Raw genomic sequence first — 25,711 nt, 5'->3', positions numbered from 1 at the left:
ATCACTTACCTGACTTTCCGGCCTTGCGGCGCACGATCTCGCCGGCGTAGCGGACACCCTTGCCCTTGTAGGGCTCGGGCTTGCGCAGCTTGCGGATGTTGGCCGCGACCTCACCGACGAGCTGCTTGTCGATGCCGTTCACGGTGACCCGGTTGTTGCCCTCGACGGCGAAGCTGATGCCTGCCGGCGGGTTGACCGTGATCGGGTGGGAGTACCCGAGCGCGAACTCGAGGTCGCTGCCCTTGGCGGCCACGCGGTAACCGGTACCGACGACCTCGAGGCCCTTGGAGTAGCCCTGGGTCACGCCGATGATCTGGTTCGCGATGAGCGACCGGGTCAGGCCGTGCAGCGCGCGGGAGGAACGCTCGTCGTCCGGACGGCTGACGAGGACCTGGTTGTCCTCGACAGTGGCCTGGATGGGCTCAGCGATGACGAGCGTGAGCTCGCCCTTCGGGCCCTTGACGGCGACGTTCTGGCCGTCGACCGAGACGGTCGCTCCGGCCGGGATGTCGATGGGGAGACGTCCGATACGAGACATGATCGATCACCAAACGTAGGCGAGGACTTCCCCACCCACGCCCTTCTGCTCGGCTTCGCGGTCGGTCAGGAGCCCCGAGGAGGTCGACAGGATCGCCACGCCGAGGCCACCGAGGACACGGGGCAGCTCGGTCGACTTCGCGTAGACACGGAGGCCCGGCTTCGAGACGCGCTTGATGCCGGCGATCGAGCGCTCGCGATCGGGGCCGTACTTGAGTTCGATGGTCAGGGTCTGCCCGACACGGGCGTCCTCGACCTTCCACTCGCTGATGTAACCCTCGCGCTTGAGGATGTCAGCGATGGTCTGCTTGAGCTTGGAGCTCGGAAGCGAGACGGCGTCGTGGTGCGCCGAGTTCGCGTTCCGCAATCTGGTCAGCATGTCTGCGACCGGATCGGTCATCGTCATGATGCGTATCCGTTCTTCGTCCGGTTTCGATCACCCGTTCCACGAGTGCCGACCTCGACGATCGATGTGATCCCAGGGCGGTTCCCCGGGATCGGTGTGACTTCGTGCGTGCGGGCCGGAGGAGATGAACTCCTCCGGCCCGCACCGCCCGGAGTAGCTTAGACCGTCTGCTCGCCCGAACGGAACGGGAAGCCGAGCTGGCGGAGCAGCGCGCGGCCTTCGTCGTCCGTCTTCGCGGTGGTCACGACGGTGATGTCGAAGCCACGCACGCGGTCGATGCGGTCCTGGTCGATCTCGTGGAACACGCTCTGCTCCGAGAGACCGAAGGTGTAGTTGCCGTTGCCGTCGAACTGGCGGTCGCTCAGGCCACGGAAGTCGCGGATGCGCGGGAGCGCCAGCGACAGCAGGCGGTCCAGGAACTCCCACGCACGGTCACCGCGGAGGGTGACGTGTGCGCCGATGGCCTGGCCCTCGCGCAGCTTGAACTGCGCGATCGACTTGCGGGCCAGCGTGACCTGCGGCTTCTGACCGGTGATCGCCGTGAGGTCCTTGATGGCACCCTCGATGATCTTCGAGTCGCGCGCGGCCTCACCGACACCGGTGTTGACGACGACCTTGACCAGGCCGGGGACCTGGTTGACGTTCGCGTAACCGAACTGCTCGGTCAGCGCCGCCTTGATCTCGTCGCGGTACTTCTGCTTGAGGCGCGGCTGAACTTTCTCAGTCGTCGCGGCAGTCGTGTCAGTCATCAGAGCTTCTCACCAGACTTCTTGGCGTAGCGGACGCGGACGGTCTTGGTGACGCCGTCCTTCTCCACCTCTTCGTTGCGGAAACCGACGCGGGTCGGCTTCTTGGTCGTCGGGTCGACGATCGCGACGTTGGACACGTGGATCGGAGCTTCGTGCTGCTCGATGCCACCGGTCTTCGAACCGCGCTGGGTCTGACCGACGCGGACGTGCTTGGTCACGAAGTTGATGCCCTCGACGACCAGACGGTCGCCGCGGACCTCGATGACCTTGCCCTGCTTGCCGCGGTCGCCGCCACGCTCCTGCGTGGCACCGGTGATGACCTGGACCAGGTCACCCTTCTTGATGTTCGCCATGGCTTACAGCACCTCCGGCGCGAGCGAGATGATCTTCATGAACTTCTTGTCACGGAGCTCGCGACCGATCGGCCCGAAGATGCGCGTACCGCGCGGGTCGCCGTCAGCCTTGAGGATCACTGCCGCGTTCTCATCGAACTTGATGTAGGAGCCGTCGGCACGACGGGTCTCCTTCTTGGTGCGAACGATGACCGCCTTGACGACGTCACCCTTCTTCACGTTGCCGCCGGGGATGGCGTCCTTCACCGTGGCGACGATGACGTCACCGAGGCCGGCGTAGCGACGACCCGAGCCGCCGAGAACACGGATGGTGAGGATCTCCTTGGCGCCCGTGTTGTCAGCCACCTTCAGGCGGGATTCCTGCTGAATCACTGCTGTCTCCTATTCCGAAGCGGGCCGAGGCCTACTTGGCCTTCTCGAGGATCTCGACCAGGCGCCAGCGCTTCGTGGCGCTGAGGGGACGGGTCTCGCTGATGACGACCAGGTCGCCGATGCCGGCGGAACCCTGCTCGTCGTGGGCCTTGACCTTCGACGTGCGACGGATGACCTTGCCGTAGAGGGGGTGCTTCACGCGGTCCTCGACCTCGACGACGATCGTCTTGTCCATCTTGTCGCTCGTGACGTAGCCACGACGGGTCTTGCGGTAGCCGCGGGTGACGGCGGCGGAGTCCTTCTCTTCGGTGGCCATCAGTTCTCCTCGGCGGTCGCGGCCTCGGTCGACTCAGCCGGCTTCTCGGCCTTCTTCGACGACTTCTTGGCCTTCGGGGCGGTCTCGACGGGCGCGGGCGTGGCACGGATGCCGAGCTCGCGCTCACGGAGCACGGTGTAGATGCGCGCGATGTCGCGCTTGACGGCACGGAGACGGCCGTGGCTCTCCAGCTGGCCGGTGGCCGACTGGAAGCGGAGGTTGAACAGCTCCTCCTTGGCCTTCTTCAGCTCGTCAGCGAGACGCTCGTTCTCGAACGTGTCGAGCTCCGTCGGACGGAGCTCCTTGGAACCGATCGCCATTATGCGTCGCCCTCCTCGCGCTTGATGATGCGTGCCTTGAGGGGCAGCTTGTGAATTGCACGGGTCAGTGCCTCGCGAGCGACGTCGTCGCTCACACCGGCGAGCTCGAAGAGCACGCGACCCGGCTTGACGTTGGCGACCCACCACTCGGGCGAACCCTTACCGGAACCCATTCGGGTCTCAGCCGGCTTCTTGGTCAGCGGGCGGTCCGGGTAGATGTTGATCCACACCTTGCCGCCACGCTTGATGTGACGCGTCATGGCGATACGAGCGGACTCGATCTGACGGTTGGTCACGTAGGCCGGGGTGAGCGCCTGGATTCCGTACTCACCGAAGGAGACCTTCGTGCCACCGGTCGCCTGACCCGAACGCTTCGGGTGGTGCTGCTTGCGGTGCTTGACTCGACGGGGGATAAGCATGGTTACGCCTCAACTCCTGCGCCGGCCGGCGCGTCCTGCGGGGCCTGCTGCTCGCGACGGTCGCCACCGCGGTCGTTGCGGTCGCCACGGGGGCCGCCGCCACGACGGTCGTTGCCGCCGCCACGACGCTCCGGGCGGGACGAACGCTGGTTCGCCTGCTCGCGAGCGAGCTCCTTGTTCGTGATGTCGCCCTTGTAGATCCAGACCTTCACGCCGATGCGGCCGAACGTGGTCCGGGCCTCGTAGAAGCCGTAGTCGATGTTCGCGCGGAGGGTGTGCAGGGGCACGCGGCCCTCGCGGTAGAACTCCGAACGGGACATCTCGGCGCCGCCGAGGCGGCCCGACACCTGGATGCGGACACCCTTGGCACCGGCGCGCTGCGCACCCTGCAGGCCCTTGCGCATGGCGCGTCGGAACGCGACACGAGCGGAGAGCTGCTCGGCGATGCCCTGCGCGACGAGCTGGGCCTCGGTCTCGGGGTTCTTGACCTCGAGGATGTTGAGCTGGATCTGCTTCTTGGTGAGCTTCTCGAGCTCGCTCCGGATGCGCTCGGCCTCGGCGCCGCGGCGACCGATGACGATGCCCGGGCGCGCCGTGTGGATGTCCACGCGGACGCGGTCACGGGTGCGCTCCAGCTCGATGCGGGCAACGCCCGCGCGGTCGAGGCTCTTCGTCAGGAACTGACGGATCTTGACGTCCTCGGCCACGAAGTCGGCGTAACGCTGACCCTTCTTCGTGCTGTCGGCGAACCAGTGGGAGATGTGGTCCGTCGTGATCCCGAGACGGAAGCCGTACGGGTTGACCTTCTGGCCCATTACTTGCTCGCCTTCTTGCTCGTCGCGGCGGCCTCGGCCTCATCCGGCGTCGCGAGGACGACCGTGATGTGGCTGGTGCGCTTGTTGATGCGGAAGGCGCGGCCCTGGGCGCGCGGCTGGAACCGCTTCAGGGTCGTGCCCTCGTCGACGAAGACGCTGCTCACGTAGAGATCGCGCTCGTCGAGGAAGCTGTTCGTCGAGTCCGCCTTGACCCGTGCGTTCGCGATCGCCGAGGCGACCAGCTTGTACACGGGCTCCGAAGCGCCCTGGGGGGCGAACTTCAGGATGGCGAGCGCCTCGTGGGCCTGCTTGCCGCGGATCAGCTGGATGACGCGACGGGCCTTCTGAGGCGTGACGCGGATGTGTCGCACGCGTGCGATCGACTCCACCATTTCGTTCCTCCTCTTCGTCGCCGCCTTAGCGGCGACGGCCCTTCTTGTCGTCCTTCACGTGGCCGCGGAAGGTGCGGGTCGGCGCGAACTCGCCGAGCTTGTGACCGACCATCGACTCGGTGACGAACACCGGGATGTGCTTCCGGCCGTCGTGCACCGCGATGGTGTGACCGAGCATGTTCGGGACGATCATCGACCGTCGCGACCACGTGCGGATCACGTTCTTGGTGTTGGCCTCGTTCTGCGTGACGACCTTGCGGAGCAGGTGCTCGTCGACGAAGGGGCCCTTCTTCAGACTGCGTGGCATCTTCGGAACTCCTACTTGCGCTTCTTGCCGGCGTTACGGCGACGGACGATGAGCTTGTCGCTCGGCTTGTTCGGCTTGCGCGTACGGCCCTCGGACTGGCCCCACGGGCTGACCGGGTGACGGCCACCGGAGGTCTTGCCTTCACCACCACCGTGCGGGTGGTCGACCGGGTTCATCGCGACACCACGCACCGTCGGGCGGACGCCCTTCCAGCGCATGCGGCCGGCCTTGCCCCAGTTGATGTTCGACTGTTCGGCGTTGCCGACCTCGCCGATCGTGGCGCGGCAGCGGGCGTCGACGTTCCGGACTTCACCCGACGGCAGACGGAGCTGCGCGTAGGGGCCGTCCTTGGCGACGAGACGCACCGAGGCGCCGGCGGAGCGGGCGAGCTTGGCGCCGCCACCGGGGCGGAGCTCGATCGCGTGCACGACCGTACCCACGGGGATGTTGCGCAGCGGCAGGTTGTTGCCGGGCTTGATGTCGGCGCCGGGGCCCGTCTCGACGACGTCGCCCTGCTTGAGCTTGTTCGGCGCGATGATGTAGCGCTTGGTGCCGTCCACGAAGTGCAGGAGCGCGATGCGCGCCGTGCGGTTCGGGTCGTACTCGATGTGTGCGACCTTCGCGTCGACACCGTCCTTGTCGGCACGACGGAAGTCGATCACGCGGTACTGGCGCTTGTGGCCACCACCGATGTGACGCGTCGTGATGCGACCCGAGCTGTTCCGGCCACCGGTCTTCGGCAGCGGGCGCAGCAGGGACTTCTCCGGGGTGGAACGGGTGATCTCGGCGAAGTCGGCGACCGAGGAGCCGCGACGACCGGGGGTCGTGGGCTTGTAGTTACGAATAGCCATGATTTATCCCTCTGGTCCTCAGCCGACAGCCGTGAAGATGTCGATCGAACCGGACTTGAGCGTCACGATGGCGCGCTTGGTGTCCTTGCGCTTGCCGATCCCGAACTTGGTCCGGCGGGTCTTGCCCGGACGGTTCAGCGTGTTGATGCCGGCGACCTTGACGTCGAAGATCTTCTCGATCGCGAGCTTGATCTCGGTCTTGTTCGCACGGGGGTCCACGAGGAACGTGTACTTGCCCTGGTCGATGAGGCCGTAGCTCTTCTCCGACACGACCGGCGAGATGATGATGTCGCGCGGGTCCTTGTTGAAGCCGCTCATGCGGTGATCTCCTTCGCGGTCTTCGACGCGATGAAGGCGTCGAGGGCGCTCTTGCTGAAGACGACGGCGTCCGCACGGAGGACGTCGTAGGCGTTCAGCTGGCCGTACGAGAGCGCGTGGACGTTCGGCAGGTTGCGGACGCTCTTGAGCGTCAGCTCGTCGCCCGACTCGAGCACGATGAGCACGTGCTTGACGGGTGCGACCTTCTCGAGCAGCGTGCGGGCGGTCTTGGTCGACGGCAGTTCTGCCTCGACGAAGCCCTCCACAGCGGAGATGCGGCCACCGCGGGCACGGTCCGAGAGCGAGCCGAGCAGAGCTGCGGCGATCATCTTCTTCGGGGTGCGCTGCGAGTAGTCACGCGGGGTCGGTCCGTGGACGACGCCACCACCGGTGTGCTCCGGGGCGCGGACCGAACCCTGACGGGCGCGGCCGGTGCCCTTCTGCTTGAACGGCTTGCGACCGGCACCGCGGACTTCGCCACGGTTCTTGGTCTTGTGGGTGCCCTGACGCGCGGCGGCGAGCTGCGCGGTGACGACCTGGTGGATGAGCGGGACGTTGGTCTCGACGTCGAAGATCGCTGCGGGGAGCTCGACGGAGCCGGACTTCACGCCCGAGGCGTCGAGGACGTCGATCGTGGTTGCGGTCGTGGTGGCCATGATCACTTACCCTTCACGGCGGTGCGGACGAAGACGGAACGGCCACGAGCACCGGGGACGGCGCCCTTGACGAGCAGCAGACCCTTCTCGGCGTCGACGGCGTGGACCGTGAGGTTGAGGACGGTCACGCGGTCGCCACCCATACGACCGGCCATGCGCATGCCCTTGAAGACACGCGACGGGGTCGAGGAGGCGCCGATGGAACCGGGCTTGCGGTGGTTGCGGTGCGAACCGTGCGAGGCGGAGACACCGGCGAAGTTGTGACGCTTCATGACACCGGCGAAGCCCTTGCCCTTGCTGGTGCCGACGACGTCGACCTTCTGGCCGGCCTCGAACGTGTCGACGGTCAGCTCCTGACCGAGCGAGTACTCCGCGGAGTCGTTCGTGCGGATCTCGGTGAGGGTGCGTCGCGGCGTGACACCGGCGGCCTCGAAGTGGCCAGCGGCCGGCTTGTTCACCTTGCGGGGGTCGATCTGGCCCGCGGCGATCTGGATCGCCTCGTAGCCGTCGCGCTCGATGTTGCGGATCTGGGTGACCACGTTCGGGCCGACCTCGATCACGGTGACGGGGATGAACTTGTTGTTCTCGTCCCACACCTGGGTCATCCCGAGCTTCTTGCCGAGGAGGCCCTTGACGGTCTTGGTTGAGTTCGCCATGAGTTCCAGCCCCCTTACAGCTTGATCTCGATGTTGACGTCGGCCGGGAGGTCGAGACGCATGAGCGAGTCGACGGCCTTCGGCGTCGGGTCGACGATGTCGATGACCCGCTTGTGCGTGCGCTTCTCGAAGTGCTCGCGCGAGTCCTTGTACTTGTGAGGGGAACGGATCACGGGGATCACGTTCTTCTCGGTGGGGAGCGGCACCGGGCCGACCACGGTCGCACCGGCACGGGTCACCGTGTCGACGATCTTCCGGGCCGACGTGTCGATGACCTCGTGGTCGTACGACTTGAGCCGGATGCGGATCTTCTGTCCCGCCATGTGTTTTCCTGTCCTCTCTGCGCCGCGCACCCTCAGGCCGCCTGACGCCGCCGGGGCTCCGCTGTCGCGTGCCCGGCTGTTTACGTGAACCACCGGCTCCATCCGCAGGGATGACCGCTGTTCTCCTGTCAACCGCGCGAGTACCCGGGGCACACGCGTGGGCATGTCGTCACCCGCGCACCGTGGTGCTGGCGGATGTCGAGCGTGTTCTGCTGCCTGCGGCCCAACCCAGCCCTGCTGAACAGGGGGGTTGTGCACTGCCAGAGCAGTGACCCCACGGGCGCGAACGCCCGCGGAATTTCGGAACCGGACAAGTCTCGCATAGGCCATGCCTCCGTGCAACCCGGGCGTGTCGCGATCTCGACGGCGTGTTGCGGAGCCCGCCACGGGCCTCCCGGCCGGGCTCCCACCGCCGGTCCGGAGCCGGACTGGAGGCACTGCCCGCACCCGCCAGGTCGGCTCCCGTCGGGCCCTCCGAACGCCGCTGCTAGCCTTCGCGCATGCCCGATCTCGATGTGCTCGCCGATCCTTCCGACCCCGCCGTCCAGCGGCTCAGCGACCTCGCCAAGCCCGCCCGCGGGGCCGTCCGGACCGCGATCATCGAGGACCAGGAGCCGCTCGTGCAGGCCCTCCGCGCGGGAGTCCGGTTCATCGAGGTCTACGGCGAGTCCACGCGGGAGTTCCCCGACGACCTCGCGGCTCTCTGCGCCGAGCTCCGGGTGCCGGTCCGCCTCGTCGAACCGGCCGTGCTCACCAAGGTGTTCCGCAGCGAGAAGCGCCCGAAGGTCTTCGGCGTCGCGAACATCCCCGCACCCGCCCGTTTCTCGGCGCTGGCAGAGGGCACCGGCGACGTGCTGGTCCTCGACGGGGTGAAGATCGTCGGCAACATCGGTGCCATCGTCCGGACCGCCGTCGGCCTCGGCGCACGCGGGGTCGTCCTCGTCGACAGCGACCTGCCGACCATCGCCGACCGCCGGGTCGTCCGCGCGAGCCGCGGTCACGTGTTCTCGGTCCCGGTGCTGCTGGAGTCACGGGAGCGGGTCGCCCGCTGGCTCGCCGAGTCCGGCCTGCGGGTCGTCGACGTCGACATGGACGGGTCGCTGTCGCCCGAGTCGCTCGGTGAGCTCGAGGGCGACGTGGCCCTGCTGCTCGGTGCCGAGAAGACCGGCGCTTCGGACGTGCTGCAGGACCTCGCGGCGGACACGGTCTCGGTACCGATCGACAGCCGGGTCGAGTCGCTCAACGTGTCCGTGGTCGCCGGCATCGTCCTCTACGCCCGCAGCCGGCGCAGCGCCTGAAACAGGGACACTCGACACCCGGACACCGGATGCACAGAACGCCCCGGCCCGCACGTGCGGTCCGGGGCGTTCTGTCGTCCGGGGATCAGTCCTCGGGCAGCGGCGGGACGAACCACGGCGGGAAGACGGCCACGCGCGGAGCGGGCCCACCGTGTTCGGCGAAGACGGCCTTCACCTGCTGACGGACCTTGTCGTTCGGCACCCCCACCAGGGCGACCGAGGACATCGGCACCTGTGGGCCGGCGAGCAGCTCCACACCGTGCATGGACGGGTCGGTGATGTCGGTGCGGCGGAGGAGGTTGGTCGCTGCGTCCGGGCCGACGGCGAAGCGCACGTCCGGGTCGTCGGCGTCGGTGTCGGCCAGGATCACGGACGCACCGAACGCGGTCGTCGGGACGACGAGGACGACGAACTCGGTCGCGCGGGTGCGCCGGGCGGCGTCGGACCAGCGGTCCTCCTCGGCGCCGGAGCGCAGCTCGTCCCACCGGCGGGCGTCGGGCGAGAGGGTGAACGGGACGTGGCCGGCCACGCTGGAACCGTCGGGGGCGGTGGCCGCAGCACGGGCCCCCCGGGTGGCGGCGGAGCTGACGTCCACGGCCGGCGTGGCCTGGTCCGACGCGACGATCGCGCCGTCCGCCACGATGCCGGGGAGGTTGTCGATGTGGGTGACGTGGTGCGCGCGGAGCGCACCGAAGTCACGGGTCGCCGGCAGCACCTGCTCCGGGACCTTGCCGCCCGGCGTCGACGGCGTCGACCGCAGTGACGTGGTCACGCGGGTCCGACGCGGCGTCGGGGTCTTGATGATGTCCTCCGGATCACGCTGCCGTGGGGAGCAGATGTCGCAGAGTTCGATGGGGAAACCGTGGATGCACTCGTCGGTCACGACTGATGGGTCCTTCCGTGCCTCGTGGGGTGGGCGGGCACGACCACCAACGCTACGTCATCACGGCACTGCCGGCGACCGTTCACCACTCCACCACGTCATTGTCGGTAGAGCAGCGCCCGGACCTCGGACTCGGCCGCGTGCAGACGTCGGGGGTCGATCGTCTCGCCGTGCTCGTACGCGTCGAGCAGCCTGGGGTCGATGTAACTCTGTCTCGCGACGGTCGGTGTGTTGCCCAGGACCTCGCTCGCGGCCTTGACGGCGTGCGAGATGGCCTTCTTCCGTTTCGCCTGACTCGACAGCACGCCCGTCTGGGCCAGGTCGACGGCGGCCGCGACCGTCCCGTGCAGCGTCCGGAAGTCCTTCGCGGTGAAGTCCTCCCCCGCACGCTCCTTGACGTAGGCGTTGATGTCCTCAGCGGTCACCGGCTCCCAGTCGGCGCCGCGGCGCTCCCGGAACGACAGCAGGCGGGCGTTCGGACCGCGACGCTTCATGCCGACGAGCACACGCGCCAGGTCCGCGTCGTGGATCGTCGACGACCACGCCTGGTGGCTCTTGCCGGGGAACTCGAGCTCGATGTCATCGCCCGAGATGTGGGCGTGCGTGCAGAGGAGCGTCGACAGACCGTGACTGCCGTGCTCGGTGGCGTACCGCTCGGACCCGACGCGCAGGGAACCCTGGTCGAGCATCCGGAACGCCGCGGCCAGTGCACGGCGTCGGTCCGGCTCCGGACGGCGGAGGTCCTGTGTCACCATCCGTCGCGCAGCCGGCAGGGACTCGGCCAGGGCGAGCGCGCGGTCGTACTTGATCTTGTCCATGCGGTCGCGCCAGGACGGGTGGTACATGTACTGCCGGCGTCCGGCACCGTCGATGCCCGTCGCCAGGATGTGCCCGTTCTCGTACGGGGAGATCCACACGTCGTCCCACGCCGGCGGGATGACGAGGTCCTCGAGACGCTGGCGGACCTCCGGATCGGTAACAGTCGTACCGTGCGGGTCCTTGTAGGAGAAGCCCTTGCCGCTCCGGAGGCGGTGGTAGCCCCGACCCTTGGTCGAGGAACGGCGGAGACGTGTCACGTTCCCGATGCAACACCATGGGGGCTGCCCGACGGGGCAGGAACGTACCCCGGTGCGCGTGCTGGCCCGGACGGCGAGGGCAAACGGAAAGCGGGGCCGGACCCGAAGGTCCGACCCCGCTGACGCAAGTGACCGGAGTTACTTGATGATCTTCTCGACCGTGCCGGCGCCGACCGTACGACCACCCTCACGGATGGCGAAGCGGAGGCCCTCTTCCATGGCGATCGGCTGGATCAGCTCGACCGTCATGGCGACGGTGTCACCGGGCATGACCATCTCGGTGCCCTCGGGCAGCGTGATGACGCCGGTGACGTCCGTGGTGCGGAAGTAGAACTGCGGACGGTAGTTCGCGTAGAACGGGTTGTGACGACCGCCCTCTTCCTTGTTCAGGATGTACGCGTTCGCGGTGAACTCGGTGTGCGGCGTGACCGAACCCGGCTTCACGACGACCTGGCCGCGCTCGACGTCCTCACGCTTGAGGCCACGGATGAGCAGACCGGTGTTGTCACCGGCGACTGCCTTGTCCAGCAGCTTGCGGAACATCTCGATGCCCGTGACCGTGGTCTTCTGGGTCGCCTTGATGCCGACGATCTCGACCTCGGAGTTGATGTCCAGCTCGCCACGCTCGACGCGACCGGTGACGACGGTGCCACGACCGGTGATCGTGAAGACGTCCTCGATCGGCATGAGGAACGGCTGGTCGGTGGCGCGCACCGGGTCCGGGACGTTCTCGTCGACGGCGGCCATCAGGTCCTGGACGGACTTGACCCACTTCTCGTCGCCCTCGAGCGCCTTCAGCGCCGAGACCTGCACGACGGGGGCGTCCTCGTCGAACTCCTGCGAGCCGAGGAGCTCGCGGACCTCGAGCTCGACGAGCTCAAGGATCTCCTCGTCGTCCACCATGTCGGCCTTGTTCAGCGCGACGACGATGTACGGGACGCCGACCTGGCGGGCGAGCAGCACGTGCTCACGCGTCTGGGGCATCGGGCCGTCGGTGGCGGCGACCACGAGGATCGCGCCGTCCATCTGGGCCGCGCCGGTGATCATGTTCTTCACGTAGTCAGCGTGACCAGGAGCGTCGACGTGCGCGTAGTGGCGCTTCTCCGTCTGGTACTCGACGTGCGAGATGTTGATCGTGATGCCGCGCTGGCGCTCTTCGGGAGCGTTGTCGATCTGCGCGAAGTCGCGGGCCTCGTTGAGGTCCGGGTACTGGTCGTGCAGAACCTTGGTGATCGCCGCCGTGAGCGTGGTCTTGCCGTGGTCGACGTGACCGATGGTTCCGATGTTGACGTGCGGCTTGGTCCGCTCGAACTTGGCCTTGGCCACTGTGGGTCCTCCTCAGGACTCGGATGCGTCGCCCCCAGCAGGACCTGGTCGGTCCTGCGCTGTTGGCGCGCGGTGTGTGTGTCTCTACTTTACTTGGTGGCGAGGGGCCCGTCGCCGGGCACCCTCGCCTGGGGATGACGCGGGAGCGTCAGGCCCCGGTGCTCTTCTGGATGATCTCGTCCGCCACGTTGCGCGGGACCTCGTTGTAGGTCTCGAACACCATGGAGAAGACAGCACGACCAGAGGTCTTGGAGCGCAGGTCGCCCACGTAGCCGAACATCTCGGACAGCGGGACGCTCGCACGGACCACCTTGACGCCGGACGCATCCGTCATCTCGGAGATCTGGCCACGACGCGAGTTCAGGTCGCCGATGACGTCGCCCATGTACTCCTCGGGCGTACGGACCTCGACGGCCATGATCGGCTCGAGCAGCACGGGACCGGCCTTGCGGGCCGCTTCCTTGTACGCGATCGAGCCGGCGATCTTGAACGCCATCTCGGACGAGTCGACGTCGTGCGCCGCGCCGTCCTTGAGGGTCGCCTTGACACCGACGGTCGGGAAGCCGGCGAGGACGCCGACCTGCATCGCGTCCTGGATGCCCGCGTCGACCGAGGGGATGTACTCACGCGGGACGCGACCACCGGTCACGCCGTTCACGAACTCGTACACCTTCTCAGCGGTGACGGGCATCGGCTCGAGCGCGATCTGCACCTTCGCGAACTGACCGGAACCACCGGTCTGCTTCTTGTGGGTGTAGTCGTAGCGCTCGACGACCTTGGTCAGGGTCTCGCGGTAGGCCACCTGCGGCTTGCCGACGTTCGCCTCGACCTTGAACTCACGCTTCATGCGGTCGACGAGGATGTCGAGGTGGAGCTCGCCCATGCCCTTGATCGTCGTCTGACCGGTCTCGGCGTTCTGCTCGACGCGGAACGTCGGGTCTTCTTCAGCGAGCTTCTGGATCGCGACCGAGAGCTTCTCCTGGTCCGCCTTCGTGTTCGGCTCGATGGCGACCTCGATGACCGGCTCCGGGAACGTCATCGACTCGAGGACGACCTGGTTCGACGGGTCGCACAGGGTGTCACCCGTGGTGGTGTCCTTGAGGCCGATGACCGCGTAGATGTGACCGGCGGTGACCGAGTCGACCGGGTTCTCCTTGTTGGAGTGCATCTGGAAGATCTTGCCGATGCGCTCCTTCTTGCCCTTGGTCGAGTTGATGACCTGGGCACCGGAGTCGATGTGACCGGAATACACGCGGACGTAGGTCAGGCGACCGAAGAACGGGTGCACCGCGACCTTGAAGGCGAGCGCCGAGAAGGGCTCGGAAGACTCCGGCTTGCGGATGATCTCGACCTCTTCGTCCTTGACGTCGTGGCCGATCATCGGCGGCACGTCGAGGGGCGAGGGGAGGTAGTCGATGACCGCGTCGAGCATCGGCTGCACGCCACGGTTCTTGAACGCCGAGCCACAGAGGATCGGGTAGACCTCGGAGTTGATCGTCAGCTTGCGGATCGCAGCCTTGATCTCGGCCTTGGTCAGCTCTTCGCCACCGAAGTACTTCTCGAGCAGTGCGTCGTCGGTCTCGGCGACACGCTCGACGAGCTTGGCGCGGTACTCCTCGGCACGCTCCTGGAGGTCCGCGGGGATCTCCTGGACCTCGTACTGGGCGCCCATCGTGACGTCACCCTTGGCGTCGCCCGGCCACACCTTGGCGTGCATCTCGATGAGGTCGATGACGCCGGTGAAGTCGTTCTCGGCACCGATCGGGAGCTGGAGCACGAGCGGCTCCGCACCGAGGCGGTTGATGATCGTGTCGACGGTGAAGTAGAAGTCGGCGCCGAGCTTGTCCATCTTGTTGACGAAGCAGATGCGCGGGACGTTGTACTTGTCCGCCTGACGCCACACGGTCTCGGACTGGGGCTCGACGCCCTCCTTGCCGTCGAAGACGGCGACCGCACCGTCGAGGACGCGGAGCGAACGCTCCACCTCGACCGTGAAGTCCACGTGACCCGGGGTGTCGATGATGTTGATCTGGTTGTTGTCCCAGAAGCAGGTCGTCGCGGCCGACGTGATCGTGATGCCGCGTTCCTGCTCCTGCGCCATCCAGTCCATCGTGGCAGCGCCGTCGTGGACCTCACCGATCTTGTGCGTGATGCCCGTGTAGAACAGGATGCGCTCGGTCGTCGTGGTCTTGCCAGCATCGATGTGCGCCATGATGCCGATGTTGCGGACCTTGTTCAGGTCGGTGAGCACGTCCTGTGCCACAGGTTCCTCCGGGAGAGTTGTAGGAGAGGGTGGCGGCCGTCCGGGCGCCGCGGCTCTTGGCCGAGGCACCCGGACGGTGCCGGATGACTACCAGCGGTAGTGCGCGAAGGCCTTGTTCGACTCGGCCATCTTGTGGGTGTCCTCACGGCGCTTGACCGCGGCACCGAGACCGTTCGACGCGTCGAGGATCTCGTTCATGAGACGCTCGGTCATCGTCTTCTCGCGACGGCCCTTGGCGTACGAGGTCAGCCAGCGGAGCGCGAGGGTGTTCGCGCGGTGCGGCTTGACCTCGACCGGGACCTGGTAGGTCGAGCCACCGACGCGGCGGCTGCGGACCTCGAGGGTCGGGCGGACGTTGTCGAGCGCCTTCTTGAGCGTGACGACGGCGTCCTGGCCGTTCTTGGAGGAGACCCCTTCGAGCGCGTCGTAGACGATGCGCTCGGCGAGGCCCTTCTTGCCGTCGAGGAGGATCTTGTTGACGAGCTGGCTGACGACGGGGGCGCCGTAGACCGGATCGGCGACGACGGGGCGCTTCGGGGCGGGACCCTTACGAGGCATCTAACTCAACCCTTCTTCGCACCGTAGCGGCTACGAGCCTGCTTACGGTTCTTGACGGCCTGGGTGTCCAGGGCACCGCGGATGATCTTGTAACGCACACCCGGGAGGTCCTTCACACGACCGCCGCGGACGAGCACCATCGAGTGCTCCTGGAGGTTGTGGCCCTCACCGGGGATGTAGGCCGTGACCTCGGTGCCGTTCGAGAGCTTCACACGAGCGACCTTGCGCAGGGCGGAGTTCGGCTTCTTCGGGGTGGTGGTGTAGACGCGGGTGCACACGCCACGCTGCTGGGGGTTCGCCTTCAGTGCCGGCGCCTTGGTCTTGACGACCTTCGGCGTACGACCCTTGCGAACGAGCTGCTGGATGGTAGGCAACTGTTCTCCTGGTTCTTCGCTCGTGCTCTCTGGCCGACGCGGTCCGTCGGCTTCCTCATCCCACGCGGACCAACGCCTGACGGCGGAGGGAGATGGGGGATGGAGTGATCGGGAGGCCAGAGGCCTGCAAGATCTGGGCGCGCCCGAAGGCGCACACCCGGAAGAGCCTAGCCGTCGCGACAGACGAGGTCAATCCGTGGTAGGTCGGACACCGGCGCGTCCGCTGTGGGCGTGACCGGGGTCGTCGACGTCAGGACCCGGAGTCGGACTGGCCGTTGCCGACGGCCGACACGAAGGTCGCGCCGTCGTCGCTGAACGCGGTGATCCACCCCGAGGCGTTCACCGTGATCGGCCCGGCGGTGGCGGTGCCTCGGCCGGCCGGACCCGTGAACTGCGCCCGGAACGTCGCCGAGCCCGCCGAACGGGTCTCGACCGCCCATCCCTTCGACGCCCAACCCCCGACGGCGACCGACGGTCGCGCATCGAGCGTCCATTCCTGGCCGGAGTAGGTGTTCGCCGGGTCCTCGCCGTAGGCGTAGAAGCTGCAGCCGTCGGGAGCCGCGGAGGTCGAGGCAACACAGGCGTCCACCCACGCGTCCACGGCCTTCGACGCCGCCTGCACCCCCGCGTCGGTCAGGGTCGTCGCCACCACGACCGGGGTGCCGGCAGCGCCGAAGCCGGGGACCGCCGCGGTCGAGTCCGTCGCCGTGAACCACTTGCCCCCGTCGAGGTGCACCCCGTACGAGCCCGGGAACGCGCGGAGGTCAGCAGCACCGGAAGCGTCGGTCCGGACGTCGACGCCCGCGACCTGCACGGTGCTGCGTGGCGGCCCCTGCACGACGACCTGCACCGACCCCAGCGCCGGCGCCCGCAGCGACCAGACGGGGAAGACACCCCAGTCGGTGCCCGACCGCTCGAGTTCGAACGTCGCCGGGACGATCCGGCCCGCCTGGGTCAGCACGGCCTGGACGGTCGCCCGGTCCGACCCCTGCTGGACGGAGGTGATCCGGTGCGCCGTGATCTTGTCCCCGGCGCGCGCGTAGGCCGCGTCCGTGAGGAGCACGTCGTCGCGGCCGCGGTCGATGCCGGCGGTCCGGAGGGCGTCGGCGAGGTGACCGTGCTCGACGTCGTCCAGGAAGGACTCCACGGGCCGCTCGGCCGAGTGGCTGTCCGATCCGACGGACCACCCGATGCCCCCGGCGACGACGAGCAGGACCACTGCTGCGACACCGGCCACGATCCCGACGACCACGCCACGGCGCATCGGTCGACGCCCGCCGCTCGAGGTCGGCGACGACTGGGTGACGGTCATGGCGGGCGGCAGCACACGGTCGCCGTGCAACGACTCGTCGTCCGGCACCGACTCCCAGCCCGGCGTACGGTCAGCTCGGTCGGTCATCGGTCCCCCATGGTGCATCGGTCAGCGCTTCCCCGGAATCGTACCGGCCGGGGCGGGGGTGGGCCGCGCCTCCCGTCAGTCCTGTGGACGGACCGGCGGCCGCTGTGACCCCTGTGGATGACTCGCCTGCCAGCGCACCGCGGAGATGCCGCCGACGACGGTCAGGAGGGCGACGACGACCGCACCCACCACGAAGGGACTGAGGGCGTAGCCCGCGGGGAACACCAGGAGCTCCGCGACGTCGGACCGGACCAGGGCGTAGCCCACCGCGCCGACCCCGAGCATGACCAGGTAGGTGGTCGCGGCGGCGACCAGACCGGTGACGCCGGGGTTGCCCTCCCGGGAACCCATCGCGGTCGAGAGGAACACGACGAGCGCGGCACCGACGACCATCGCCGGGCCGAGGTACGGGGTCGCGTCGGGCTGGCGGATCGCCTCGGCATCGGCGAGCAGGGCTTCGAAGCCCGCCACCGCGATGACGAGCGCGATGAAGAGGACGGACGTCATCGTCGCCACCAACCACCGGGACATGGGCCGATCGTAGCCCTCCCCTGCTGACGGGCAGCGACGTGGCTACGGGGCGTCGGCGCGTTCCGGCTCGGGGGCGTGGTCGGCGGGCCGCGGGGTCGTGTCGTGCCCGGTCCGGTGCTGCTGGGTCGCGTGCTGCTGGGTCGCGTGCTGTTGGGTCGCGGCTCGGACGAGGGCGAGGGCGATCGTCGCGGTGATGACGGGGACGGACTCCGTCATCGGGGCGGGGGCATCCGTGCCGGTTCCGGTTCCGGTGCTGGCTCCGACTCCGGCTCCGGCTCCGGGCACGGGCACGGCCACGGCCGGGAGGCTCGGGGCCGCGTCGGCGACGGTTGTCACGTCGCCGTCGTGGTCGCGGAGCGCGGGACCGATGACGGGGAGGACCGCAGTGGTCGCCGGCAGTTCGGAGTGGAGGTCGGGGAGCCGGTTCTCGGACGGCCCGGTATCGCGGCGGCCGTGGGCTCGACGCAGACCCATCCGGACCAGGACGACGGCCGCGACGACCGCCCAGATGCTGTTGACGATCGTCGACGGCACGGCGTGGTGCGCGGCGACGTTGACCGCCACGGAGACTCCTCCGACCAGGTTGAACAGCTGGTACACCGGGCCGTTCGGGATCTTGCCGAGCGAGAAGAGCAGGTAACCAGCAAGAACGGTCACTGCTCCGAACCATCCGAGGAACTCGATGACACCGACGAACACGCGCGACTCCGGGCACGACGAGGAGCGCCCGTTTCGAGGGGCGTCCGAGAGGGAGATGGGCAGCCGCGAGCGCGGGCCCGAGCAGCATCGTAAAGGGAGCCGACGGCGCGGCGGAAGTGGGAGCGGCGTGGCGGGGTGGCCCCGGTGTGGGGGGGCTCCGAGACCGACTAACCCTCGGTGTCGGGTGAGCTGGACGGACTGGGCGCTGTCGTGGGGACCGCTGCGGGATCACCGGACAGGACGTAGATCGTTCCTCCGAACGTCCAGGTCGCCGCGCTGGACTCCTCTCCGGAGGTCTCCGCCGATGACGTGATGTTCGTGACGAGGAACAGACGCTCGCCGGTCTGCACGCCCTTGAGGAACGCGCGGGCCTGGTCGAAGGAGCCGGTCACGCCGACCGAGACAGCGATGGTGCTGAAGTTGGCCGCGGTCACGGTCGCGTCGGTGGCCGGCATGGGAGCGGCGTCGTTGCCAGCGGAAGCACTCGCGTCGTCCGCGGAGCTCTCGGGGCTCGTGTAGGCGACCGGATCCGCCGTGGTGATGGACGAGATGGTCACGCCCGATGCCGCCGCCACGGCGTTCAGCTCCCGGTAGAAGCCGGCCGTGGACACAGTGGACGGAACAGAGGCGTGGAGCACAGCCAGGGCCTGCTTCTGCGCGTCGAGCGTCTTGTTCTCCTCGCGGAGCTTGGCCAGCTCCAGACGAGACTGCTGATTCCGCTGCTCGATGGCAACACGCTGCCCGTCATTGTCCGACGCCGCTGTGAGTTGCGGTTGGACGCCGAGGAAGAACCCGCCAGCGACCACAACGATCGCGGCCAGCAAGGCGACCACGAGGAAGAGCCGGTTTCTGCTCACGATCAGTTCCCCTTGCCCTTGTACCGGTTGTCGTACGCGCCTTCATCGACGTGGAGGGTGAGACTCGCCGTGTAGGCAGTACCCGTCTCCTCGGAGAGGGTCACCGAATTCGCCGTTCCGTCCACGAACCCGGGCAGGCTCCGGAGCGAGTCCAACCAATCCGGCACCTGCGGGAGTGTCGGGCTGCTCGCGGTGAACGTGAGGGTCGCGACACGGGCGCCCTGCAGCGCAGATGTGCCCTGCGGGTACGGGGACGTCGCCGTGGCCGAATCCGCAGTGACGGTCGTGATGCTCACTCCTACCGGAAGCGACTTTTGAACAGCGTCGAGGTAAGCCGACCAGTCGATCTCCGTGGACCCGCCGACACGCTGGGCGGCACTCGAACGGGCGGTGTCCTTGACTGTGGACTGGAGGTCGGAGAACTCCCGCTTCTGTGCAAGCAGGGCAGCTGTCTCGCTTTGGGCCGCAGAGAGTTCGGAGGCCGACTGGAGGTTCAACGCACTGACCCCGATGATGGCGACGACCGTGACGAACGCGAGGACGAGAACGCCCAGCCAAGCGCGTCGGACTCCGGCTCGCTGCCGGCGATGGACGTGGACCTCGCCCGGGAGGAGGTCGACGCGTGGAGTCGCGCCGACGAGGGCTGCCGTCGACTTGGATCCGCGCGACGGCTTGCTCGAAGCGGCCGCCTTCTTCACAGAGGCGCGCGCTTCGGGGCCCCCGCCGGACTTCCCCAGTGCGGTGACGGTCGGCTCGTGGACGGTGGTCATGCTGCAGCGCTCCCGACAGCCAGGCCGAACGCGGTGGCGATGGAGGTTGCGCGATGACGGACAGACTCCAAGGAGATCGAGCGCGCGACTGCCACTCCCGAGAAGGGATCGCCGACCACGGTCGGGATGCGGTTGGAAGACTCGATCTCCGCAGCGATCCCGCTGAGCCGCGCTCCGCCGCCCGACAGGACGACCTGCGTGACCGACTGCCCAGGACGTGTGTTAACGAAGTAGTTGAGCGTGTTGCGGATGCTGGCGAGCAGTTCCGCGGTCGACTCGTGCAACACAGCGAGCGCGCGAGCGTCGTCGGCAGTTCGAGCACTGCCGTCGAGCCCGAGGTGTCGCTTCACGAGTTCGGCTGCCTCGCGATCGATCTCCAAGCGGCCAGCAAGGGTCTTCGTGAAGTCCTCTCCGCCGACGGGGATGATGCGGACGAACTGTGGAACGCCGTCGACGAGGATGACGACGCTGGTGGTCTCTGCGCCGAGTTCGACGAGCGCGATCGTGCCGTTCCGCTCGGGTCGTCGAACGAGCACACGGCTCAGGGCGAACGGGATGAGGTCGACGCCGGATGGGTTCAGTCCTGCGAGTTGTAACGCGCGGACGTTGTTGAGCACCGCGTCCTTGACGGCTGCGATCAACAGCCCGTGCAACACCGGTCCGGTCTCCGACTGCCCTTCGGCCGTCGGGTAGAAGTCGAGGATCGCGTCGCCGACGGGAACCGGGAGCATTTCCTGAACTTGGAACGGGAGAGACTCGCGGATCTGAGCAAGCGGCGCACGAGGCACCGTGAGGTCGCGGGAGAGAACTCGTTGGTTGCCCATGCCGATGACGACGTTCTTGCTGCGGAACCGACCGAGCGCCCACAGCTCTTTCAACGCAGTAGCGACCGTGTTCGGCTCGAGCACCTCACCTCGATGGACCGAGTCCTGCGGAGTGGGTACCTCTGCGAACCGGACGATCGTCGGCCGAGCACGGTTGGCGTCCGCGACCTCGACAGCTCGGATCGCTGAGCCGGAGAAGTCGAGGCCGACGACGGTCTTGGCCATGAGTGTCAGTTCCGTTCTGAGTCTCAGGAGAGACCGATGAGAGAGAGGTACGCCCCGAACAGGGGGTCGCCGAAGAAGATTCCGCACCAGGCACCGGCCAGCATCCACGGGCCGAAGGGGATCCCACTCTTCCGACCGACACGTCGGAGGAGCAAGAGGACGATCGAGACGGTACCTCCGAGGAAGAACGCGGCGAAAGCTCCCACTGCGAGGGGCCCCCAACCGAGGTACGCGAGGACGAACCCGAGGACGAGCGCCAGTTTCACGTCTCCCAGACCCATTCCCCTGGGGACTGCCAGCGCAAGCGCCAGGTAGAAGGCTCCAAGACCGAGTGACCCGATGACGCCCCGGGAAGATGCTGCCCAGTCGCCACTCACGAGCGACGTCACGACACCGAGAGCGACGACGACGGCCAACGACGGCAGGACCAACGCATCCGGGAGTCGGTGGGTGTCGAGGTCGATCAACGCCAACGCGACGCTGATCGCCGCCAGGAACAGCAAGGCCACGAGCATGAGCGTCCGCGCTGTGACGGCACGTCCGTCGGCCCCTCGGACGATGTCCGGGATGACGTGCGCCCCGACGACCGCGAAGGCCGTGGCGGTGAGGAGCTCCACGGCGGGGTACCGGCCTGAGATCGGAGCAGCACAGTCACGACATCTCCCGCGGAGCACGAGCCATGAGACGACCGGGACGTTGTCCCGGGCACGGATCTCGTGCGCGCACCGGGGGCAGGCACTCCTCGGGCGTACGACCGAGACACCAGCTGGAACTCGGTGGACGACGACGTTGAGGAACGAACCGATGATGAGCCCGAGTACGGCGGTCAGACAGACGAAGTACGCGAGGAAGAAGCCCGTCGCGTTCATCGGTTGCCTCCGTCCGCCCGGTAGGCCGCGGCGACCTCTCCGACGGTGGTGATCCCGTAGGTGGTCGTCACGGGGTTGAGGAACTTCGGCGGTGAGAGGTACTTGAGTCGGGAGTCGTACTGGTACTTCTTGATGTACCCGTTGTCGCCGCTCGACACGATGCCGCGGAACTTCTGAGCGATCGCCCCCTTGACCGTCAAGGTGCCTCGGAGCCCGCCCTTGTCGTAGTTCTGTACTCCGAACGTGTGCGCGACCGAGATGACAGCTGCGTCGATCTCTCGGTTCGTGTCCCCGAGGAGTGCGCCGTTCGTGGTCGAAGTGCAGGTACGCGGGTACCAGTAGGAACCGCAGTCGTAGCTCGTCGTCGACGTGCCCACCGGGTTCCAGACCCACACCGCGTTGGTGGCTGTGAGGCCCAGGACGTCCGAGCTGGCGTCGTTGTACGTGATGTTCCCGGTTGCGTAGAGGTAGTTCTCGGAAGCGATGGTGAGCTTCCCCTGGAGTTTCCCCTTCACGAAGGCGTCTCCGTTCCGAGATCCGTACGCACACGGAGCAGAAGAGGAGGCGAACGTCGGTGCGGTCTCACCCGCGAGCGGGTACCCCACGCCGTTGCCCTGGTTGCACGTGGCGGGGAGCGCACTCGTGCTCGTGTAGTTCTGGTCGGTCTTCGCGGACGGGACGTTCTGGACGTAGATCAGGTTGTTGTCCGGGACCGGGACGGTCGCGCCGTTGGCGGAACCGAGCTTCCCGGTTCCGGTGCCGGGTTCGCCACAAGGCTGGTCCGTCGACTGCGTGGACGCGATGGCACTGGCGTCGTCACCGGCCCAGCGGGTCTGCCGTGTGTAGGGCGACTTGACGATCATCTTCCCCACACCGTCGACCACGGTGAACTGGACGTCGGTCGGCCCCGTGTAGAGGCAGCCGGGTCGGGGGACGTCCGTGCGGAGGTCGGTTCGCGTCTCGCGCTTCTGCTGCGCGTTCGTCGCGGGCATGTCGATGGAGGACTCGAAGCCTGGTTGCGTCGTCCCGGTGGGGAACTGCTGTCCCGTGCACGAGTTGTTGTTCGAGTCGACCGCGGCGTACGTCTTCCCGCTGGCCGGCTTCCAGGAGGTCGTGACCGAGGTGGAGAAGGTCGCTTGACAGATCCGCATCGTGTCGTTCGAGTGGGCGGGCCCGGCGATGACGTCTCCCGATCCGAAGGCGATCTCGTTGCAGCCCGTTGCAGGACGACCGGCGTACGCGTACCGAGCACACGTCGTCGCGCTCTTGCCCGAGAGCTGTGGATCCTGGATCTCGTAGTCCGAGAAGTACAGGAAGTCGATGAACCCCTGCTGTCGAACACTCGCGGTGACGGATCGGACTGAGTTCCCGACCTTCCCCGTTGCACGGATCTTGATGGTGCCGTCCACGAGGTACCGGTGGTTGTCGACCTCGTACCGGTACTTGGCGCTGTCGCCACTGGAGGGCACGGTCGCCCATGTGCCGGACACGCCGGTGCCGAACGCGGGGTTCGCCTCGGTCGGCAGACGGACCGTTCCCGCACTGGCGTTCTTGGTGGTGTACTGCGCATCGGGGTTGCCGTACTGCGTGTAGCCGGTGTCGTTCGCGAGACGCGCCTGGTAGTCCTGGATCCCTGCGTACGCAGCGCTGAGTGCCCCGTTCCAGTCCTGGTCGTTGTCGGCTTTCCGGAGACCGGAGGTCGCCACCGTCAATGAGGTCGTGACCATCACGACGATGACCATGCCGAAGATGATCACCATCGCCATCGCCATACCGCGGTCATCGCGAAGCCCGTCGAGATGGAGCACACGTCGTAGACGACGCATCAGCCGTTCCCCTTCCGGAGGTTCTCGAGCATCACGGTGTTGACGAGCGTCACGCCGTTGTCGAGGGTGGACTTCGTGTTCGCCTGCCGGAGCGTGATCGCCACCGACGCGATGTCGTCCAGTGCGTCGCCGGACAACGACGAGCCGGCTGCGGGGACGAGTTCCGCGCCGTTGGCGTCGAAGTAGCGGAACAGCGGGTTCTGACCTGACGGCGTCGTCGAGACCGGGCTGGTCAGCGTCCGCGACGTCGTCGGAGAGGTTGCGTCGAAGACCCAGTACGGGCTCGTCGGTGCCGGATGCACCGCCTTCCGCGTGGTCTCACGGAGGTTCCGGCTCACGTCGACGGAGAAACTCACCTCGAGCGGAGTGGTGTCGTCCGCGGTGGACGGGTCGAGGTTGACCGCCGTCACGAAGGTCGCCGACTCGGACTGGGCGACGCTGAAAGCCGGGCGGTCCGTGGTGTTCACCTGCGGCAGGTTCTGGGCCGAGCGGAACATCCGGGTCAATCCGTTCATGCCGTTGGACGCGTTCCGGACGTTCTGGTCCGTCGCGTTCGCGTAGGTCGTCGCCTTCGTCATGGTCCCGAACACGGAACCGACGACGGTGAGCACGATCCCGAAGATCATCATCGCCACGATCAGCTCAGAGAGCGAGATGCCGGAGTCCGGGCACCCCGTCGAGGACAGTCGACGACGAATGCGCGTGATCATGATGCGAGCCTCGGGTCGATCGTCACGACGTTCGTGGATGTGCCGGTGCCGAGCAGGCCGCCGATCACGTCCTTCAACGAGACTGCTCGGAGGTTCGCCAAGCTCGTTCCGCTCCGGACTCCCCACGTCCCGTACGGCAGGGCGATCTTCACGTCAGCGGTACCCGTACCCGAGTTACCGGTCCTGGTGATCGTGAGGGTCTGTGTCGCTTTGCAGCCCGGGTCCCCGTTGGCCGGGGTGGTCGTGACCGCTTGGATGATCGTGTCGCCCTTCGGGATCGTCACGGTCGTGCCTCCCATGTTGACGGGTGCCGGCGCCGGTGAGGTCGGGTTGGCGGCATCCACCACCGCGGTACCCGGCGCGGTCAACGTCGTTCCCGGCTTCGCGGGCCACGTCGTGGGGTCGGTGGAGAGGCAACTCGTGTCCGCGCCCGTGGTCGGGGAGACGGTCCCAGCAGGAGCGTAGAGACCGGCGTAGACCTGGTACCCGGACGGAACGGGCGACAGGTACACATCGCTCGCCGGTGGGGTGATGGTCGTCGCGCCGTAGGAACTGACGAATGAGGTGGTGAGGTCCTTCGGGATCGCGAATCCGCCGGACAGGTTGCTGGCGTAGGAGGGTTGCGCGTCCATCGCGGGGTCGTAGGTGAACGATGCGCCAGAGGAGTCGCCCGCGGCCACCGTGATCGAACGCTTCACGGGGTTCGGTGCCTGGAGAGGATCGCGGTACTGGCTGCCCGCGGGCGGAGAGAGCGTCACGGTGTACGAGCCGGGACTGAGTTTCGTCGCCACGGTGCAGCCGTCGTTGTTCGTGCGACCGGGCTGGCCCGCGGCGGGCACCACGGTGGCCGTGTTCGGCGAGACGGTGGTGTCCGGCGCGATGGACGCTGTCACTCCGCCGACACCGCCGGTCCCCCGCACCGACTGCACCGAGATGAGCACCGTGCCGAGGGTCGGGTCGTTGATCTTGCTCGTCGGAGAAACGACGGTGTCCGCGCGGACGGGCTTCGTCGTGCCGCGCATGCCGTCCCAGGTCACCGTCACCGAGACACGACGGAACAACAAGGCCCCGTTCCCGCTGGTCGCCGGAACAGTGCACTTCGTGTCGATGCCCTTGGTGGTGACCCATGCAACGACGCTCCGCACCGTGAACTTGACGTCGTTGACGACGGGCGAGCTGACGTTCTCGTCCTGGTCGACGATGTTCGTCACTGCCTCGTCCCTGGCGACGTCGATCGCCTGCTGCGCGAGGTTCGATGCGACTTCCCGTTCCCGGTTGTCGGCCGTCATCGACAGGACGGTCCCGACCGCGGCGATGGAGCCAGCGATGATCGTGGCGAACACCAGGAGCGCGACGATGACCTCGACGAGCGTCAAGCCCTCGTCATCACCATCTCGGCGCAACCGCGCCGCCGTCCAGCTGATCATCGTCAG

General features: G+C 67.4%; 33 protein-coding genes. 1 reads left to right on the top strand and 32 read right to left on the bottom strand.

The genetic code is table 11. The annotated features are described in order from the left end of the window. Position 1: 1 nt before the first annotated feature. From rplF to rpsJ, 16 genes are all read right to left on the bottom strand, one after another. Positions 2 to 538: a 50S ribosomal protein L6 gene (rplF, locus tag DEJ33_RS02070; RefSeq protein WP_110903558.1), complete on the bottom strand. Its 537-nt coding sequence runs from the start codon at positions 536 to 538 to the stop codon at positions 2 to 4. A 6-nt stretch (positions 539 to 544) separates the two neighbouring features. Then, entirely contained in the window at positions 545 to 943 is a 399-nt protein-coding gene (gene rpsH, locus DEJ33_RS02065; protein WP_110903559.1) for a 30S ribosomal protein S8, read from the bottom strand. Positions 944 to 1,101: 158 nt separating this feature from the next. Then, positions 1,102 to 1,692 (bottom strand): 50S ribosomal protein L5, encoded by a 591-nt coding sequence (rplE, locus tag DEJ33_RS02060; RefSeq protein ID WP_110903560.1) that lies wholly within the window; start codon positions 1,690 to 1,692, stop codon positions 1,102 to 1,104. Then, positions 1,692 to 2,045 (bottom strand): 50S ribosomal protein L24, encoded by a 354-nt coding sequence (rplX, locus tag DEJ33_RS02055; protein ID WP_110903561.1) that lies wholly within the window; start codon positions 2,043 to 2,045, stop codon positions 1,692 to 1,694. The genes rplE and rplX overlap by 1 nt, the downstream gene beginning before the upstream one ends. A 3-nt stretch (positions 2,046 to 2,048) precedes the next feature. Beyond that, the gene (gene rplN / locus DEJ33_RS02050) at positions 2,049 to 2,417 is read right to left on the bottom strand and encodes a 50S ribosomal protein L14 (RefSeq protein ID WP_110903562.1); all 369 of its coding nucleotides are present in this window, start codon (positions 2,415 to 2,417) and stop codon (positions 2,049 to 2,051) included. Positions 2,418 to 2,448: 31 nt separating this feature from the next. Beyond that, positions 2,449 to 2,733, bottom strand: a complete 285-nt coding sequence (gene rpsQ, locus DEJ33_RS02045; protein ID WP_110903563.1) for a 30S ribosomal protein S17 — start codon at positions 2,731 to 2,733, stop codon at positions 2,449 to 2,451. Next, on the bottom strand, positions 2,733 to 3,053 hold the full coding sequence (gene rpmC / locus DEJ33_RS02040; protein ID WP_110903564.1) for a 50S ribosomal protein L29: 321 nt from the start codon (positions 3,051 to 3,053) through the stop codon (positions 2,733 to 2,735). The genes rpsQ and rpmC overlap by 1 nt, the downstream gene beginning before the upstream one ends. After that, entirely contained in the window at positions 3,053 to 3,472 is a 420-nt protein-coding gene (gene rplP, locus DEJ33_RS02035; RefSeq protein ID WP_110903565.1) for a 50S ribosomal protein L16, read from the bottom strand. The genes rpmC and rplP overlap by 1 nt, the downstream gene beginning before the upstream one ends. A gap of 2 nt (positions 3,473 to 3,474) precedes the next feature. Continuing rightward, positions 3,475 to 4,287 (bottom strand): 30S ribosomal protein S3, encoded by an 813-nt coding sequence (rpsC, locus tag DEJ33_RS02030; protein ID WP_110903566.1) that lies wholly within the window; start codon positions 4,285 to 4,287, stop codon positions 3,475 to 3,477. Next, positions 4,287 to 4,679, bottom strand: a complete 393-nt coding sequence (gene rplV / locus DEJ33_RS02025; protein WP_110903567.1) for a 50S ribosomal protein L22 — start codon at positions 4,677 to 4,679, stop codon at positions 4,287 to 4,289. The genes rpsC and rplV overlap by 1 nt, the downstream gene beginning before the upstream one ends. Positions 4,680 to 4,704: 25 nt before the next feature. After that, positions 4,705 to 4,986 carry a 30S ribosomal protein S19 gene (gene rpsS, locus DEJ33_RS02020; protein WP_017885529.1) on the bottom strand — a complete coding sequence of 94 codons (282 nt, stop codon included), beginning with the start codon at positions 4,984 to 4,986 and terminating at the stop codon, positions 4,705 to 4,707. An 11-nt stretch (positions 4,987 to 4,997) separates the two neighbouring features. Next, positions 4,998 to 5,837, bottom strand: a complete 840-nt coding sequence (gene rplB, locus DEJ33_RS02015; RefSeq protein WP_110903568.1) for a 50S ribosomal protein L2 — start codon at positions 5,835 to 5,837, stop codon at positions 4,998 to 5,000. An 18-nt stretch (positions 5,838 to 5,855) separates the two neighbouring features. After that, a complete protein-coding gene (gene rplW, locus DEJ33_RS02010) occupies positions 5,856 to 6,155 on the bottom strand; it encodes a 50S ribosomal protein L23 (protein ID WP_110824245.1) in 300 nt (99 codons plus the stop codon). Continuing rightward, the gene (gene rplD, locus DEJ33_RS02005; RefSeq protein WP_110903569.1) at positions 6,152 to 6,811 is read right to left on the bottom strand and encodes a 50S ribosomal protein L4; all 660 of its coding nucleotides are present in this window, start codon (positions 6,809 to 6,811) and stop codon (positions 6,152 to 6,154) included. The genes rplW and rplD overlap by 4 nt, the downstream gene beginning before the upstream one ends. Before the next feature lie 2 nt (positions 6,812 to 6,813). Next, on the bottom strand, positions 6,814 to 7,467 hold the full coding sequence (rplC, locus tag DEJ33_RS02000; protein ID WP_110903570.1) for a 50S ribosomal protein L3: 654 nt from the start codon (positions 7,465 to 7,467) through the stop codon (positions 6,814 to 6,816). Positions 7,468 to 7,481: 14 nt separating this feature from the next. Further along, positions 7,482 to 7,790, bottom strand: coding sequence for a 30S ribosomal protein S10 (gene rpsJ / locus DEJ33_RS01995; protein ID WP_110824248.1), 309 nt, complete (start codon positions 7,788 to 7,790; stop codon positions 7,482 to 7,484). Between the two features lie 500 nt (positions 7,791 to 8,290). On the opposite strand from rpsJ, the gene DEJ33_RS01990 reads away from it, so the two are divergent. Further along, positions 8,291 to 9,088: a TrmH family RNA methyltransferase gene (locus DEJ33_RS01990; protein ID WP_111078768.1), complete on the top strand. Its 798-nt coding sequence runs from the start codon at positions 8,291 to 8,293 to the stop codon at positions 9,086 to 9,088. Positions 9,089 to 9,173: 85 nt separating this feature from the next. Here DEJ33_RS01990 and DEJ33_RS01985 read toward each other — a convergent pair whose 3' ends face one another. From DEJ33_RS01985 to DEJ33_RS01910, 16 genes are all read right to left on the bottom strand, one after another. Beyond that, positions 9,174 to 9,971 (bottom strand): DarT ssDNA thymidine ADP-ribosyltransferase family protein, encoded by a 798-nt coding sequence (locus DEJ33_RS01985; RefSeq protein WP_111078769.1) that lies wholly within the window; start codon positions 9,969 to 9,971, stop codon positions 9,174 to 9,176. Positions 9,972 to 10,069: 98 nt separating this feature from the next. After that, positions 10,070 to 11,047 carry a DNA topoisomerase IB gene (locus tag DEJ33_RS01980; protein WP_111078770.1) on the bottom strand — a complete coding sequence of 326 codons (978 nt, stop codon included), beginning with the start codon at positions 11,045 to 11,047 and terminating at the stop codon, positions 10,070 to 10,072. A 138-nt stretch (positions 11,048 to 11,185) separates the two neighbouring features. Then, positions 11,186 to 12,373, bottom strand: coding sequence for an elongation factor Tu (gene tuf, locus DEJ33_RS01975; protein ID WP_110903574.1), 1,188 nt, complete (start codon positions 12,371 to 12,373; stop codon positions 11,186 to 11,188). Between the two features lie 148 nt (positions 12,374 to 12,521). Further along, entirely contained in the window at positions 12,522 to 14,636 is a 2,115-nt protein-coding gene (gene fusA / locus DEJ33_RS01970; protein WP_110903575.1) for an elongation factor G, read from the bottom strand. 87 nt (positions 14,637 to 14,723) lie between these two features. Continuing rightward, complete coding sequence (gene rpsG, locus DEJ33_RS01965) at positions 14,724 to 15,194, bottom strand: 30S ribosomal protein S7 (RefSeq protein ID WP_110903576.1); 471 nt, start codon at positions 15,192 to 15,194, stop codon at positions 14,724 to 14,726. 5 nt (positions 15,195 to 15,199) lie between these two features. Further along, positions 15,200 to 15,568, bottom strand: coding sequence for a 30S ribosomal protein S12 (gene rpsL / locus DEJ33_RS01960; RefSeq protein ID WP_058728453.1), 369 nt, complete (start codon positions 15,566 to 15,568; stop codon positions 15,200 to 15,202). Between the two features lie 250 nt (positions 15,569 to 15,818). Continuing rightward, complete coding sequence (locus tag DEJ33_RS01955; RefSeq protein WP_111194185.1) at positions 15,819 to 16,967, bottom strand: hypothetical protein; 1,149 nt, start codon at positions 16,965 to 16,967, stop codon at positions 15,819 to 15,821. A gap of 75 nt (positions 16,968 to 17,042) precedes the next feature. Then, the gene (locus tag DEJ33_RS01950; protein WP_111194184.1) at positions 17,043 to 17,498 is read right to left on the bottom strand and encodes a DUF6121 family protein; all 456 of its coding nucleotides are present in this window, start codon (positions 17,496 to 17,498) and stop codon (positions 17,043 to 17,045) included. Between the two features lie 42 nt (positions 17,499 to 17,540). Beyond that, a complete protein-coding gene (locus DEJ33_RS01945; protein WP_111194183.1) occupies positions 17,541 to 18,197 on the bottom strand; it encodes a hypothetical protein in 657 nt (218 codons plus the stop codon). Positions 18,198 to 18,364: 167 nt separating this feature from the next. Continuing rightward, on the bottom strand, positions 18,365 to 19,054 hold the full coding sequence (locus DEJ33_RS01940) for a hypothetical protein (RefSeq protein ID WP_111194182.1): 690 nt from the start codon (positions 19,052 to 19,054) through the stop codon (positions 18,365 to 18,367). A 2-nt stretch (positions 19,055 to 19,056) separates the two neighbouring features. Further along, complete coding sequence (locus DEJ33_RS01935) at positions 19,057 to 19,824, bottom strand: PilN domain-containing protein (protein ID WP_111194181.1); 768 nt, start codon at positions 19,822 to 19,824, stop codon at positions 19,057 to 19,059. Further along, positions 19,821 to 20,981, bottom strand: a complete 1,161-nt coding sequence (gene pilM / locus DEJ33_RS01930) for a type IV pilus assembly protein PilM (RefSeq protein WP_258378066.1) — start codon at positions 20,979 to 20,981, stop codon at positions 19,821 to 19,823. The genes DEJ33_RS01935 and pilM overlap by 4 nt, the downstream gene beginning before the upstream one ends. Then, the gene (locus tag DEJ33_RS01925) at positions 20,897 to 21,742 is read right to left on the bottom strand and encodes an A24 family peptidase (protein ID WP_111194179.1); all 846 of its coding nucleotides are present in this window, start codon (positions 21,740 to 21,742) and stop codon (positions 20,897 to 20,899) included. Before DEJ33_RS01925 ends, pilM begins: the two co-directional genes overlap by 85 nt. Continuing rightward, positions 21,739 to 23,502 carry a hypothetical protein gene (locus DEJ33_RS01920; RefSeq protein WP_258378065.1) on the bottom strand — a complete coding sequence of 588 codons (1,764 nt, stop codon included), beginning with the start codon at positions 23,500 to 23,502 and terminating at the stop codon, positions 21,739 to 21,741. The genes DEJ33_RS01925 and DEJ33_RS01920 overlap by 4 nt, the downstream gene beginning before the upstream one ends. 65 nt (positions 23,503 to 23,567) lie before the next feature. Further along, a complete protein-coding gene (locus tag DEJ33_RS01915) occupies positions 23,568 to 24,278 on the bottom strand; it encodes a PilW family protein (RefSeq protein WP_111194177.1) in 711 nt (236 codons plus the stop codon). Further along, positions 24,275 to 25,705 (bottom strand): hypothetical protein, encoded by a 1,431-nt coding sequence (locus DEJ33_RS01910; protein WP_146242503.1) that lies wholly within the window; start codon positions 25,703 to 25,705, stop codon positions 24,275 to 24,277. The genes DEJ33_RS01915 and DEJ33_RS01910 overlap by 4 nt, the downstream gene beginning before the upstream one ends. Positions 25,706 to 25,711 lie beyond the last annotated feature (6 nt).

The sequence above is a fragment of the Curtobacterium sp. MCPF17_047 genome (genome assembly GCF_003234045.1).
Taxonomy (GTDB): domain Bacteria; phylum Actinomycetota; class Actinomycetes; order Actinomycetales; family Microbacteriaceae; genus Curtobacterium.
Note: the sequence above shows the minus strand (reverse complement) of the source record. Positions and strands in the feature narration are given on the sequence as shown.